This is a genomic window from Amycolatopsis sp. CA-126428 (assembly GCF_002904335.1).
GTDB lineage: Bacteria > Actinomycetota > Actinomycetes > Mycobacteriales > Pseudonocardiaceae > Amycolatopsis.
Genome location: NZ_PPHF01000121.1, coordinates 26642 through 39902, shown reverse-complemented (window position 1 = coordinate 39902; position 13261 = coordinate 26642). Strand labels below are relative to the sequence as shown.

The window sequence follows — 13261 nt, the reverse complement described above, 5'->3', positions numbered from 1 at the left end:
TACCTGAACGGTCGGCCCGCGTACCTGGACGGTCGGCTTGCGTACCTGGACGGTCGGCTTGCGTACCTGGACGGTCGGTTCGGCCTCCGGCGCCGGCCCGGGTGATCCGACCGCCTGGGTACGCGAACCGACCCTGCAGGTACGCAAGCCGACCGCCTGGGTACGCAAGCCGACCGTCTGGGTACGGAAGTCAGTATTCGTAGGGGTCTTTGGGGGTGGGGACCGGGGTTGTGGAGGTGGGGGTGAAGTCCGGGGTGTAGCTGTTGTCCTTCGTTGCCGTGCCCGGGACCACCTCGCCGGTCACCTGGATCCAGGCGTCGCTGGCCAGGTGGTCCGCCGCGCCGCCGCGGAGGCGGACCGTCACCGGGAACGCGTCCGCCGCGCAGCAGCTGATCACCAAGCGGGCCAGCAGCGTGCTGCCGTCGGTGTGGACCACGAATCCCGTCAGGGAAACCGTCCGGCCGGTCAGCGTGCCCGCCGAATCCCAGCCCGCGCGGCTGACGAACTCGTTCACCGTCAACGGCACCACGTTCCCCGCCGGCAACGGCGGGAACGCGGCCGCGTCGGCCACCGCCGCGCTCGCCGGGACACGGGCCTCCGTGCGGATCACCGAGTCCGCCCCCAGTGCCGGTGGCGCGACCAGGAACACCGCCAGCACCGGCACCAAGAGCAGCCACGCCGGGCGCGCCGAGTGGGCGTGGCCGTCGTGCTCGGCGTGTTCGTCCGGAACGACTCGCCGCGACGCCACCAGGTCGCGCACGATCGCGACCGCGCCCAGCAGCACCATCACCGCGCCGCCCGCGATGATCCACGGCTGCTGCGCCGGCTTCACGTACCGCAGGTAGTCGCCGTTGACCGCGATCTTGACCAGCGCCCCGCCGAGCAGGATCAGCAGGATGTTCTGGGTTTCCCGTTTCACGCGACCCCCACCAGGAAGCCGGCCCCGAGCGCGCAGGCCACCGCCACCACGAACGTCACCGGCGCGAACCGCACCGCGAACGACCGGCCGAACGTGCCCGCCTGCAACGCGAACAGCTTGACGTCGATCGCCGGGCCGACGACCAGGAACACCAGCTTCGGCAACAGCGGCAACGCCGTCAGCGACGCCGCGACGAACGCGTCCGCCTCGCTGCACAGCGCCAGCACCACCGCCAGCACCGCCATCACCACGACGCCCAGCACGAGCTGGTCACCCAGCACGCCGAACCACTTCGCCGGCACCAACACGTTCAACGCCGACGAGATCAACGCCCCCAGCACCAGGAAACCGCCCGCCTCCACCAAGTCCGTCCGCGCGGTCTCGGCGAACACCCGCCACCGCTGACCGCCCGCCACCTCCGGGAGCCGCCGGAGCGCGCGCGACGCGATCCACTCGAGCTTGCCCCAGCGGGCCCACAGCCAGCCCATCACCATCGCCGTGGCGAGCGAGCCGGCGAACCGCGCCAGCACCATCTCCGGCTTGCCGGGGAACGCGACCGCGGTCGCCACCAGCACCACCGGGTTCACCGCGGGCGCGGCGAGCAGGAACGTCAGCGCCGCGGCCGGCGCCACGCCCTGCCCCATCAGCCGCCGCGCCACCGGCACCGAAGCGCATTCACACCCCGGCAGCGCGACCCCGGCCAGCCCGGCGACGCCGACGGCCGCCCCGGCCCGCCGCGGCAGCACCTTCTCCAGCACGCGCGCGGGCACGAACGCGGCGATGGCCCCGCTGATCAGCACGCCCAGCACGAGGAACGGCAGCGCCTGCACGCAGACGGCGACGAACACGGTCGAGCCGGTCCGCAGCGCGGGCACGTCGAACAGGTCCTGCAGCCAGCCCTGGCCGAGGATCGCGATCAGCAGGATCGCGCACAGCACTTCGACCGAGCTGATCCGGAACCGGCGCGTGCGCCGGCCGGGCTCGGCCTCGGTGTCGGAAACGATGTTCACGAAGGCGATGATGCCAGTACCGGCCGGCACGACGGGAACCGCACGGTCCGCGAACGGAGGATCACGGTCCGTTTCGGTACCAGATCCTCCGTTCGCGGCGGAAGTCCACCCCGGACGGGTCAGTCGCCGGGCACGATTCCGGGCAAATCGGTCCGCAGCTGCGAAGCCGTCGACACGACCAGCATCAGCAACGTCCCGAGCGCCGGCGCGTCCAGCCCGGCGGCCGGGAACGCGTACCGCAGCGTCACGTCGACCCCGTTGTCCGAATGCCCGATCCCGAGCGTCCCGAACAGCCCCTGCCCGGCCCGCTCGGCGACGGCGATCGACAGGTCCGGCGCGTCGGCCAGGTCCCAGCCGACCACGCAGGTCAGGGTGAGCACCGTGAGGCCCTCGCCGAGCCGGGTCGCCTGGATCACGCACGGGACGCCGCCGTGGGAGAACGTCAGCGCGCCGTCGTCGTCGACGTGGACCTCGAGGTAGCGCTCCAGAGCCTCCCGCGCCCGCGTCAGCAGCTCCGCGGTTTCCACCGCTTCGGTGGCGCTCACGAAGAAGCCGCCTGGTCGACGGCGCCGCCGAAGCGGCGATCCCGCTTCGCGAATTCCAGGCAGGCCCGCCACAGGTGGGTCCGGTCGAAGTCCGGGAACAGCGTGTCCTGGTAGACCATTTCGGCGTAGGCCGACTGCCACAGCAGGAAGTTCGACGTCCGCTGCTCGCCCGAAGGCCGCAGGAACAGGTCCACGTCCGGCATGTCCGGCTGGTACAGGTACTTCCCGATGGTCTTCTCGTTGACCTTGTCGGGATTGAGCTTCCCGGCGGCGACGTCCTGCGCGATCCGCTGCATGGCGTCACCCAGCTCGGCACGGCCGCCGTAGTTGACGCACATGGTCATGTTCAGCGCCGTGTTGTGCTTGGTCTTCTCTTCGGCCGCCTGCAGCTCCTTGATGACCGACGCCCACAGCTTCGGCCGCCGCCCCGCCCACCGGATGCGCACGCCGATCGACCCGAGGTAGTCGACCTGGCGGCGGATGGTGTCGCGGTTGAAGCCCATCAGGAACCGCACCTCTTCGGGGCTGCGCTTCCAGTTCTCGGTCGAGAACGCGTACACCGAGAGCCACTTGACGCCGATTTCGACGGCCCCGGCGGCGACGTCGATCATCACCGCTTCGCCGCGCTTGTGGCCCTCGATCCGCGGCAGGCCGCGCTGGTTGGCCCAGCGGCCGTTGCCGTCCATGACGAGCGCGACGTGCTTCGGCACCAGTTCCCGCGGGATCTCCGGCGGTTTCGCGCCCGACGGGTGCGGATCCGGGGCCCGCAGCTCGAATCGCGACGCCTTGTTCTCGCGTCCCCTGCGCAGCACTGCGAGCCTCCCTGGATGGGTGAACCGATCAGGCCCGACACTACTGCCCGGGCACCACCTGTCTGCCGGGGGTGGCGGAGCCCCCCGCTCGGGGCAACAAAGCTCCGGGTGTCACCGTGGTTTCCCGCGCGCGTCGCTCGACCAGGGGCAACGACCGCAGCTGCCGCTCCAGGTGCCACTGCAGGTGCGCCGCGACCAGCCCGCTGGCGTCGCGGCGGGTGCCGGGCAGGGTCGCCTCGGCCAGCGGCCATTCGCCGTGCAGCAGGGCGGTGAGCAGGGCCAGGACCTCGGGGGCGGGGTGCACGCAGCCGGCGATCCGGCAGTCCTGGCACATCGAGCCACCCGCGGCGACGCTGAACGCCTTGTGCGGGCCGGGCAGGCCGCAGCGGGCGCATTCGGTGAGCGCGGGCGCCCAGCCGGCGTAGGACATCGCGCGGAGGAAGAACGCGTCGAGCACCAGGGAGGAGTCACGCGTCCCGTCGGCCAGCGCCCGCAGCGCGCCGACGACGAGGAGGTACAGCTTGAGCACCGGCTCGCCCTCTTCGGCCGAGAGCCGGTCCGCGGTTTCGGCGATCGCGCTGGCCGCGGTGTAGCTCTGGTAGTCGGCGACCAGCGGCACCTGGAAGGCGTCGACGGTCTCGACCTGGGTGATGACGTCGAGCGTGCGCCCGGTGTAGAACTGCACGTCGACGTGGCCGAACGGCTCCAGCCGGGCCCCGAAGCGCGACGAGGTGCGGCGCACGCCCTTCGCCACGGCGCGGACCTTGCCGTGCCGCCGGGTCAGCAGGGTGACGATCCGGTCGGCCTCACCCAGCTTGTGCGTGCGCAACACCACCCCGGTGTCGCGGTACAGGTTCACCACCCCGACATCGTCCCACTCTCGGGCGATGCCGGGGTGGCGCGCCCCGCGGAAGCGGCCGGTGTCAGGAGACGCCGTACGCGATCAGCGGGACCAGGAACGCGAACAGGAACAGGACGCAGCCGAGGCCGCCCAGGATCGAGGAGACCAGGCACAGCGTCTTGGTCGTCCGCGACGCCTGCTCCGCCATCATGTAGTTGCCCTGCATCTTGTACGTGCCGACCTCGTTGGACTTCATGATGGCGAAGATGCCCAGGATGAGGCCACCGAGGAAGAGCGAGGCGATCGCCCAGCCCTTGTAGTCCTTGATCTGGTTGATGTCGCCACCACCAGGCATGCCGTAGCCGGGGGCCCCGTAACCGGGCGCGCCGAAGCCGCCGGTGGGCGGCTGACCGTACGGCGCGGGCTGTCCGTACGGCGCGGGCTGGCCATACGGCGCCGGCTGGCCGTACGGCGCGGGCACGCCGCCGGACGGCGGGCCGTAACCCGGCTGCTGCGGCTGCTGACCGTAGGGCTGCTGCTGGCCGTAGGGATTGGTCATGACGTTGTACCCCAACTATTCGTGAACTCCCGCCGGGCGACTCCGGCGGTGGTGCGGAAGGAGCCGGTCAGCGCTGCTCGTTCGGCGGCTGGCCGAACTGGCCCGGCTGGAACTTCTGGGTCGCCTCGGGCTCGCCCGGGGCGTCCGGGCGCAGCATCTGGGTGCGCTCGGCCTGCTCGTCGAACGCGCTCCCGCCGGTGCCCGGGCGCAGCATCTGCGTGCGCTCCGCCTGCTCGTCGAAGGCGCCGCCACCCGGCGGCGGGGCGAGGGGCTGCTGCCCCGGCTGCTGCCCGAAGCCGCCCGGCTGCGGGGGCTGCGCGAACCCACCGGAGGACGGCGGCTGGCCGAACCCGCCCGGCTGCGGCTGGCCGAACCCACCGGACTGCGGCTGCTGCGGGAAGCCACCCGACGACGGCTGCTGCGGGAAGCCCCCGGACTGCGGCTGGCCGAACTGACCGGGCTGGCCGGGCTGACCGGGCTGCTGCCCCGGCGGCGGGAAGCCGCCGGCGAACCCCTGCGCGCTCTGCTGCGCGTTCTGCTGGGCGAACGGCGCGGCCGCGTCGTCGGCGTTGATCACGACGGTGCCGAGGATCTTGTCGGAGAGGGTCTGGCTCTTGTCGTCCCACAGCGGCCACAGCCAGCCGACGTAGCAGACGACGCTGTCGACGAAGTGGGCGAGATCGCGCAGGAACGCCATCCCGGGGCCGATCGGCTGCCCGGTGTCCTCGCGGACGAGCTTGATCTTCGCGACCCGCTTGCCGAGCGACTGCCCGGTGTTGCCCTGCTGGATCCACCGGTTGTAGATGGACCAGCCGATCCAGGCGAACCAGCCGAGGCCGCCGATGACCAGGATCGGCCCGGCCTCGCCGACGATCGCCGAGAACAGGCCGCCGATGATGTAGATCACGAAGATCGGGCTGAAGTCGATGACCCAGCCGAGGGCGCGCTGCCCCCAGCTCGCGTAGTTCCGCGGCGGTCCGAAGGGATTGCCCTGCTGGCCGAAGGGGGCGGGCTGGCCGAACGGCGCCTGCTGCCCGTAGGGCGTGGGCTGCCCGTACGGCGGCTGCCCCGGCTGCGGCTGGCCGAACGGCTGCTGGCCACCGGGCTGCTGCCCGAAGGACGGCTGCCCGTAGGGATCGGTCATTGGGATTTCCCCTCGCTGGTCACTCCGCCGCACGCCCCGTGCGGAACCATCGCGGATGTACGGCGCGGTCCGCGGGAGCGTACTCGGTTGGCGTTCGGCCGCGCCGCGCAGGCTTCAGCTGTCCGGGTGAATCCCATGCCGCTCCGACGCGGTCCGCGGCGGCCCGGTTCCCGGCCGCCGAAATCAGACGCGCAGGCCCGTGAACGGGGCGAACGGGAGGTTGCGAATGACGAACCAGACGACGAACACGATCGAAAACACCAGCGGCGTCCCCCGCCAGTGGAGCCAGCTGTTCATCGCGCGGCCGCGCAGGCGCCCGAGCGTCCACGCGACGGTGCTCCACACCAGCAGCAGCACGACGACGAGCGACACGGCGTTGTAGTGCAAGGCCGCGGGGATGTTGCCGTGCATCAGGCTGTAGGCCATCCGCATGCCGCCGCAGCCCGGGCAGTCGATGCCCAGCAGCGCCTTGGTCGGGCAGAGGGGCAGGAAGCCGCCGGGCGTGGTCGGGTCGCCGATCCAGACGGCCGCGCAGCACACGCCGAGCCCCGCGACGACGGCCATCGGCGCACCGAGGGCGCGCAGCTTGGCCTGGGCGCCACGCGCGGGGTATCCCGTGTAGACGGTCGTCGTGGTCATGGCCGCCAGCCCGTCGAGAAGACGCCGATCCCCGCCAGCACGACGAAGAAGAGCACGTAGAGCAGCAGGAGGATCCCGATCGAGATGGCCGACCACATCGCCCACTTGCGGGCGTCGTTCGCGGCCTTCTGCGCCTCGGCGTGGAAGCCCTGGAACCAGAGCGACTGCACCTGGCTGGACTTCACGATCGCGACCACGCCCAGCGGAAGGCAGCACAGCACGGTGCTCAGGATCGCCCACACCATGTTGTTGTCCGGCGGTGGCCCGTAGTTCGGCGGCGGGTAGCCGTAGCCGTAGCCCGGCCCACCCGGGGGCGGGTACGGCGGCGGGTACTGGTCGGTCACCGGAATCCTCCTGCTGCTCGCCTACGTCAGTATGACGGCGTGCTCGTGCCGAACGTGAACGCACCCGCCATCAGCAGGATGATCCACAGCACGTTGACGACGACCCCGACGACCGCGGCGATGATCGCCCACTTCTTGGCGGCGTTGGCGGCCTCTTGCGCGGCGGCGGTCTGGCCCTGCGCCCACAGGCTGTTCACCTTCGCGGCCTGCACGATCGACACGATGCCGAACGGGAGGCAGCACAGGATCGTGGTCAGGATCGCCCACACGAGGTTGTTGCTCGGGGGCGGCCCCGGCTGGTAGCCGCCCGGCTGCCCACCGGGGTAGTTCGGCTGGCCGCCGGGCTGGTTCGGCTGGTCGCCGGGGTAGTTGGGCATGCCCTGGCTGTCGCTCATGGTCGGTCGTTCCCCTTCGTCGTGCTCCAGACACGACCACCGGATCCGCCGCCGCCCCGATCGGCCGCGGTGTGGTCGAAGCCGCGACTGTAGGGGGCGAGATCATCGCGCGCTCCGCGTTTCGTCCCGCCGCGACCGAATCGAGACCAGGAATTCGGCGGCCGCTCTCCGGCCGGGCCGGGGAACCCGTCAGAAGCCGAGCCGGCGTAACTGACGGGGGTCGCGCTGCCACTCCTTGGCCACCTTGATGTGCAGGTCGAGGTAGACCTTCGAGCCGAGCAGCGCCTCGATGTTCTTGCGGGCGGCGGCACCGACCTCGCGCAGCCGTTCGCCCTTGTGCCCCAGGATGATCCCCTTCTGGCTGGGCCGTTCCACGAACAGGAACGCGTGCACGTCGATGAGGTCGTCGCGGCCTTCGCGGGGCAGCATCTCCTCGACGGTGACGGCGATCGAGTGCGGCAGCTCGTCGCGGACGCCTTCCAGCGCCGCCTCGCGGATCAGCTCGGCGACCAGGGTCTGCTCGGGTTCGTCGGTGAGCTCGCCGCCGGGGTAGAGCTGCGGCCCTTCGGGCAGCTTGCCGACGAGCAGGTCCGCGAGCGCGCCCACCTGGAACCCGTCCACTGCGGACACCGGGATCAGCTCGGCGAAGTCCATCACCTCCTGCAGCGCGAGCAGTTGCTCGGCGACCTGCTGGGGCTGGACGAGGTCGGTCTTGGTGACGATGCCGAGCACCGGAGTTCGCTTGGCGATCTTCTGCAGCTCGGCGGCGATGAACTTGTCGCCGGGCCCGATCTTCTCGTTCGCCGGCACGCAGAAGCCGACGACGTCCACTTCGGACCACGTCGTGTGCACGATGTCGTTGAGCCGCTCGCCGAGCAGGGTGCGCGGGCGGTGCAGGCCGGGCGTGTCGATGAGGACGAGCTGGGCGTCCTCGCGGTGGACGATCCCGCGGATCGCGTGCCGGGTGGTCTGCGGCTTGCTGGAGGTGATCGCGACCTTGGTGCCGACGAGGGCGTTGGTCAGCGTCGACTTGCCGGCGTTGGGCCGGCCGACGAAGCAGGCGAAGCCGGAACGGTGCTCGGTCATCGCTCGCGCACCTCGAGCACCGTGCCGTCGGGGGCGGCGAGGATGATCGGCGCGTACTTCGCGATGTCGCGCACGGCGTGCACGGACGCGCCCTTGAGCAGGCCCTCTTCGCTGACGACGGCGGCGGCTTCGATGCCTTCGGCGCCGCTGGACAGCGCCGCGGCGACCGCGGCCTGCAGCGCGGTGAGCTTGAACGACGGCTGGTCGACCGTGCCCGCCGCGTAGGTGCGGCCGTCGGTGTCGCGGACCGCGGCGCCTTCGGGGGCCTGGATGCGGGCGCGCGAGGACCGGGCGAGGACGACCAGCTTCTGGTCCTCCGCCTCGAGGTCAGGCATGTTCGACGCTCCTGTCGCGTTCGTCGGGGTGGGGCAGGCGCGTGCGGCGGCGCGTCCGGTCGACGGGGTCCGTCATCGCCTCGGCGTCGGCCGGGTGGACGACGACGGAGGTGATCCGCATGCGGCCGCGCCGGTCCTTGCCCCCTTCGGCGAACAGCCGAAGGCCGGCGACCTCGGCTTCGGCCCCCGGTAGCGGGACCCTACCCAGTCGTTCCGCGAGCAGCCCGCCCACGGTCTCCACGTCGTGGTCTTCGAGGTCGATGCCGAACAGTTCACCCAGGTCGTCGATGCCCATCCGGGACGAGACGCGGACGGCGCCGCCGTCGAGCTCCTCGACCTCGGGGCGTTCGTCGGCGTCGGATTCGTCGGTGATCTCGCCGACGATCTCTTCGAGGACGTCCTCGATGGTGAGCAGGCCCGCCGTGCCGCCGTATTCGTCGACGGCGATCGCCATGTGGTTGTGCGAGCGCTGCATTTCCTTGAGCAGCTCGTCGAGCCGCTTCGAGTCGGGGACGAAGGACGCGGGGTTCATCACGGACTCGACGACCGTGCTCGGCCCGTCGGGGTCGAGGTAGCCGGTCATCAGGTCCTTGATGTTGACGACGCCGACGATGTCGTCGACGGACTCGTCGATCACCGGCAGCCGGGTGAACCCGGTGCGCAGGGCCAGCGCCAGTGCCTGGCGGACGGTCTTGGTGCGCTCGATCCAGACGATCTCGGTGCGCGGCACCATGACCTCGCGGGCCACGGTGTCCCCGAGCTCGAACACCGAGTGGATCATCTCGCGTTCGGAATCCTCGACGACGCCGCGTTCCTGGGCGAGGTCGACGAGCTCGCGCAGCTCGACCTCGGAGGTGAACGGGCCTTCGCGGAAGCCTTGGCCGGGGGTGATGGCGTTACCGATGAGGATGAGCAGCCGGGACAGCGGGCCGAGGACGGAGCCGAGGACGCGGACGGGCCCGGCGACGTAGCGGCCGATGCGGTAGGGGTGCTGCCGGCCGAGGGTGCGGGGGCCGACGCCGATGAGGACGTAGCTGACCACGACCATGACGACGGCGGTGACCAGCACGGCGAGACCGAGCGGCGCCAGGCGGGTGCCGACGAACACGGTGACGAGGACGGTCGCGGTGAGTTCGCAGCCGAGGCGGAGCAGGAGCAGCAGGTTGATGTGCCGGCGGCGTTCGGCGACGACGGCGGCGAGGTGGCGGGCGCCGGGCAGCCCGAGCCGGGCGAGGCCGTCGGCCCGGGCTTGCGACACGGTGCTGATCGCGGCGTCCGCCGCCGCGAACACGCCCGCCAGGAGCACGAGCGCGATCGCGAAGAAGAGCTGTTCCATGGCTGGCGCCTAGGGCGTTTCCCCGGCGGGTGGTTCGGCGGCGGCGGCCGGCGCGGGGGCGTCGAGCCCGGCGATGCCGAGGACACGGTCGTCGGTGTTGCGTTGGGCGTCCCGCTTCTCGAGCGCGGCGACGGCGTCCTGGTATTCGCCGAGGATGCGCTTCTGGAGGGCGAACATCTCGCGTTCCTCGGCGGGTTCGGCGTGGTCGTAGCCGAGGAGGTGGAGCACGCCGTGCACGGTGAGCAGGTGCAGCTCGTCGATCAGGGCGTGGCCCGCGGTCTTGGCCTGGTCCTTGGCGAACGCCGGGCAGAGCACGATGTCCCCGAGCAGCGCCGGTGACGCGTCGGGCGCGTCCGGGCGGCGGGAGGAGTCGAGCTCGTCCATCGGGAAGGCCATGACGTCGGTGGGGCCCGGGAGGTCCATCCAGCGTTCGTGCAGGTCTTCCATGACTTCGAGGGTGACGAGGAGGATGGACAGCTCGGCGAGCGGGCTGACCTCCATCTTGTCGAGGGCGTAGCGGGCGGCGGAGACGATGGACGTCTCGTCGACGTCGACGCCGGACTCGTTGGCGATCTCGATGCTCAACGCCGGTTGCCCTTCCAGCCGTCGTTCTGCTGCGCGTCCTGCACGGCCTGCCACTTCTCGTAGGCGTCGACGATGCTCGCGACGAGCCGGTGCCGGACGACGTCCTGGCTGGTGAGCTCGGCGAAGTGGAGGTCCTCGACGCCGGTGAGGATGTCGCGCACGACGCGCAGGCCGCTGCGCTGCCCGCTGGGCAGGTCGACCTGGGTGATGTCGCCGGTGACGACGATCTTGGACCCGAAGCCGAGCCGGGTGAGGAACATCTTCATCTGCTCGGGCGTGGTGTTCTGGGCCTCGTCGAGGATGATGAAGGCGTCGTTCAGCGTCCGGCCGCGCATGTAGGCGAGCGGCGCGATCTCGATGGTGCCGGCCTGCATGAGCCGCGGGATCGACTCAGGTTCGACCATGTCGTGCAGCGCGTCGTAGAGGGGCCGCAGGTAGGGGTCGATCTTCTCGTTCAGGGTGCCGGGCAGGTAGCCGAGGCGCTCGCCGGCTTCGACGGCCGGGCGGGTCAGCACGATGCGGGTGACCTGCTTGGCCTGGAGGGCCTGGACGGCCTTCGCCATGGCGAGGTAGGTCTTGCCGGTGCCGGCGGGGCCGATGCCGAAGACGACGGTGTGCTTGTCGATGGCGTCGACGTACCGCTTCTGGTTGAGCGTCTTGGGCCGGATGGTCTTGCCCCGGCGCGAGACGATGTTGAGGCTGAGGACCTCGGCCGGCGAGGCGTCTCCGGTGGAAAGCATGCCGATGGTGCGCCGGACGGTGTCGGGCCCGACCTGCTGGCCGCCGGTGGCGAGCTGCACGAGCTCGGCGAAGACGCGTTCGGCGAACGCGACGTCGGCGGGGTTTCCGGTCAGGGTGACCTCGTTGCCGCGTACGTGCACGTCAGCGGCAAGGAGCTCCTCGGCGACGCGCAGGTTCTCGTCGCGGGAGCCGAGCAGGCTGAGAGCGGCAGCGTCGGGGATGGGGAACCGGGACTGAGCCGCCTGGGCGGCGGCATCCTCGGTCTTGGCGACGTCCCCGGGGACGTCGGGTCGGGCGGCTCCACCCGGTACGGTTCCGGCCACGTGGCCTCAGGCCTGCTTTCTCGGTGAGGGACTACGGACCCCACCGATGCTACTGGCACCCACCGACAAGACGCAGGCCGGTTTCCCTAGTCCTCGTCCGGAGCCCCGAACAGCCCGAGCGGCTCCCCGCCCAGAACGTGGGCGTGCACGTGGAAGACGGTCTGCCCGGCATCCCCATCCGTGTTGAAGACAACCCGATACCCGCTCTCGACGATCCCCTCGAGTTCGGCAACCTTCCGAGCAGCCGCGACCACATCGGCCAGCAGCCGCGGATCCGAAGCGGCGAGCTCCGCGACATTCCGGTACCGCTTCCGGGGCACAACGAGCACGTGCACCCGAGCCTGCGGCCGGACATCCCGGAAGGCAAAGGTGGTCTCATCTTGATAGACGACATCGGCCGGGATCTCCCCACCGATGATCCGCTCAAACAGAGTCTCAGCATCACTACCGCTCATAAGAGCACCCTACCCACCACCAAACCCACCCACAGCCACACCACACTCCCGGCGGGCCCCACACCAGCGAGAAGGCCGAAGGCCGCCGAGCCGGCAACACGCTGTCAACAAGGCTCCCGAAGCGAAACCCGCGGGGGTCCGGGGCGAAGCCCCGGCTGGGGGTCTGGGGGTTCGACCCCCAGAAAAACACACGAAACCAAAACCGCGGCTCGACAGCGAGCGAAGCGAGCAGAGAGATGCCGCGGTGGCGGTGAAGCCTGGGGGTCGCCTCACCGCGACCGCGGCGGCCGCCGGACCGAGGGGGGAGGTGCCCGGCGGAGTCTGTGTCTTCCCAGTGGCGCACCTGAACTTTGCGTGGCGCGTTAATAGACGAGAGTAACGGGTCGGAGCGTGATCGCGCCATAACTGGGCGCAAAAATATGCCCTTTTCGCCGTGAACTACTGCCAACGGGTGGTGAGCGCGCCGAGTGCCCCGAGGGCGACTGCGGCGGCCGTGGACGTCCGGAGGACCGTCATGCCCAGCCGCACCGCCCGGGCGCCGGCGTCGCGCAAGGCGGTGAGCTCCTCGTCGGTGACCCCGCCCTCCGGCCCCACGACGAGCAGCACGTCGCCGGTGTCGGGCAGCGGCAGGTCGGTGAGCCGCTCGGGGACGTCGGATTCCAGCACGATGGCCAGCGACATCGTCGCCACCAGCTCGGCCAGCTCGCCCGTGGTCACCGGCTCGGTGACTTCCGGCACGTGGGCTCGCCGGGCCTGCTTCGCGGCCGCGCGAGCGGTGGCACGCCACCGCGCGAGGGCCTTCTCGCCGCGGCCGCCGTCCTCCCACTTCGCGACGCTCCGGGCCGCCCGCCAGGGGACGATCGCGTCGGCTCCGGCCTCGGTGGCGAGTTCGACGGCGAGTTCGCCGCGGTCACCTTTGGCGAGTGCCTGCGCGACCAGCACGCGCAGGGCGGGTGGCGGCTCGGTCCAGTGTTCCTCGACCGCCAGCGTCAGCAGCGGTTCGCGCCCGGCCTGGACGCCTTCGACGACGCACCGGGCCATCGCCCCGGCGCCGTCGGACAGGACCAGCCGCTCCCCCGCGCGCAGGCGGCGGACGGTGGCCGCGTGCCGGGCTTCCTCGCCGTCGAGGACCGCGCGGCCGGAAGCCGGCACCGACGCGGCGAGGAAGACCGGCAGGGTGGTGTCGGGCACG

The 13261-nt window shown here is 71.1% G+C and carries 17 protein-coding genes; all 17 read right to left on the bottom strand.

The window, feature by feature from the left end:
- Positions 1-190 precede the first annotated feature (190 nt).
- The gene (locus tag C2L58_RS29050) at positions 191-919 is read right to left on the bottom strand and encodes a TIGR03943 family putative permease subunit (RefSeq protein ID WP_103340862.1); all 729 of its coding nucleotides are present in this window, start codon (positions 917-919) and stop codon (positions 191-193) included.
- Positions 916-1923 (bottom strand): permease, encoded by a 1008-nt coding sequence (locus C2L58_RS29045; protein WP_369904249.1) that lies wholly within the window; start codon positions 1921-1923, stop codon positions 916-918. Before C2L58_RS29045 ends, C2L58_RS29050 begins: the two co-directional genes overlap by 4 nt.
- Positions 1924-2048: 125 nt before the next feature.
- Positions 2049-2474: a hypothetical protein gene (locus tag C2L58_RS29040; protein ID WP_103340860.1), complete on the bottom strand. Its 426-nt coding sequence runs from the start codon at positions 2472-2474 to the stop codon at positions 2049-2051.
- Positions 2471-3286, bottom strand: coding sequence for an isoprenyl transferase (locus C2L58_RS29035; RefSeq protein WP_103340859.1), 816 nt, complete (start codon positions 3284-3286; stop codon positions 2471-2473). The genes C2L58_RS29040 and C2L58_RS29035 overlap by 4 nt, the downstream gene beginning before the upstream one ends.
- A gap of 40 nt (positions 3287-3326) precedes the next feature.
- On the bottom strand, positions 3327-4148 hold the full coding sequence (gene recO / locus C2L58_RS29030; RefSeq protein WP_103340858.1) for a DNA repair protein RecO: 822 nt from the start codon (positions 4146-4148) through the stop codon (positions 3327-3329).
- A gap of 61 nt (positions 4149-4209) precedes the next feature.
- Complete coding sequence (locus C2L58_RS29025) at positions 4210-4686, bottom strand: CD225/dispanin family protein (RefSeq protein ID WP_199191489.1); 477 nt, start codon at positions 4684-4686, stop codon at positions 4210-4212.
- A 67-nt stretch (positions 4687-4753) separates the two neighbouring features.
- Positions 4754-5830: an RDD family protein gene (locus C2L58_RS29020; RefSeq protein ID WP_103340856.1), complete on the bottom strand. Its 1077-nt coding sequence runs from the start codon at positions 5828-5830 to the stop codon at positions 4754-4756.
- A gap of 183 nt (positions 5831-6013) precedes the next feature.
- Positions 6014-6469, bottom strand: coding sequence for a DUF2752 domain-containing protein (locus C2L58_RS29015; RefSeq protein WP_103340855.1), 456 nt, complete (start codon positions 6467-6469; stop codon positions 6014-6016).
- A complete protein-coding gene (locus tag C2L58_RS29010; protein ID WP_103340854.1) occupies positions 6466-6813 on the bottom strand; it encodes a CD225/dispanin family protein in 348 nt (115 codons plus the stop codon). Before C2L58_RS29010 ends, C2L58_RS29015 begins: the two co-directional genes overlap by 4 nt.
- 26 nt (positions 6814-6839) lie before the next feature.
- Positions 6840-7208 (bottom strand): CD225/dispanin family protein, encoded by a 369-nt coding sequence (locus C2L58_RS29005; protein ID WP_103340853.1) that lies wholly within the window; start codon positions 7206-7208, stop codon positions 6840-6842.
- A gap of 189 nt (positions 7209-7397) precedes the next feature.
- A complete protein-coding gene (gene era / locus C2L58_RS29000; protein WP_103340852.1) occupies positions 7398-8294 on the bottom strand; it encodes a GTPase Era in 897 nt (298 codons plus the stop codon).
- Complete coding sequence (locus C2L58_RS28995; RefSeq protein WP_013228397.1) at positions 8291-8629, bottom strand: hypothetical protein; 339 nt, start codon at positions 8627-8629, stop codon at positions 8291-8293. The genes era and C2L58_RS28995 overlap by 4 nt, the downstream gene beginning before the upstream one ends.
- The gene (locus tag C2L58_RS28990) at positions 8622-9965 is read right to left on the bottom strand and encodes a hemolysin family protein (protein ID WP_103340851.1); all 1344 of its coding nucleotides are present in this window, start codon (positions 9963-9965) and stop codon (positions 8622-8624) included. The genes C2L58_RS28995 and C2L58_RS28990 overlap by 8 nt, the downstream gene beginning before the upstream one ends.
- A 9-nt stretch (positions 9966-9974) precedes the next feature.
- On the bottom strand, positions 9975-10550 hold the full coding sequence (gene ybeY / locus C2L58_RS28985; RefSeq protein WP_103340850.1) for an rRNA maturation RNase YbeY: 576 nt from the start codon (positions 10548-10550) through the stop codon (positions 9975-9977).
- Complete coding sequence (locus tag C2L58_RS28980) at positions 10547-11614, bottom strand: PhoH family protein (protein WP_103340849.1); 1068 nt, start codon at positions 11612-11614, stop codon at positions 10547-10549. Before C2L58_RS28980 ends, ybeY begins: the two co-directional genes overlap by 4 nt.
- 86 nt (positions 11615-11700) lie before the next feature.
- A complete protein-coding gene (locus C2L58_RS28975) occupies positions 11701-12069 on the bottom strand; it encodes a histidine triad nucleotide-binding protein (protein WP_103340848.1) in 369 nt (122 codons plus the stop codon).
- A 438-nt stretch (positions 12070-12507) separates the two neighbouring features.
- Positions 12508-13260, bottom strand: a complete 753-nt coding sequence (locus C2L58_RS28970) for a 16S rRNA (uracil(1498)-N(3))-methyltransferase (RefSeq protein ID WP_103340847.1) — start codon at positions 13258-13260, stop codon at positions 12508-12510.
- Position 13261: the final 1 nt, after the last annotated feature.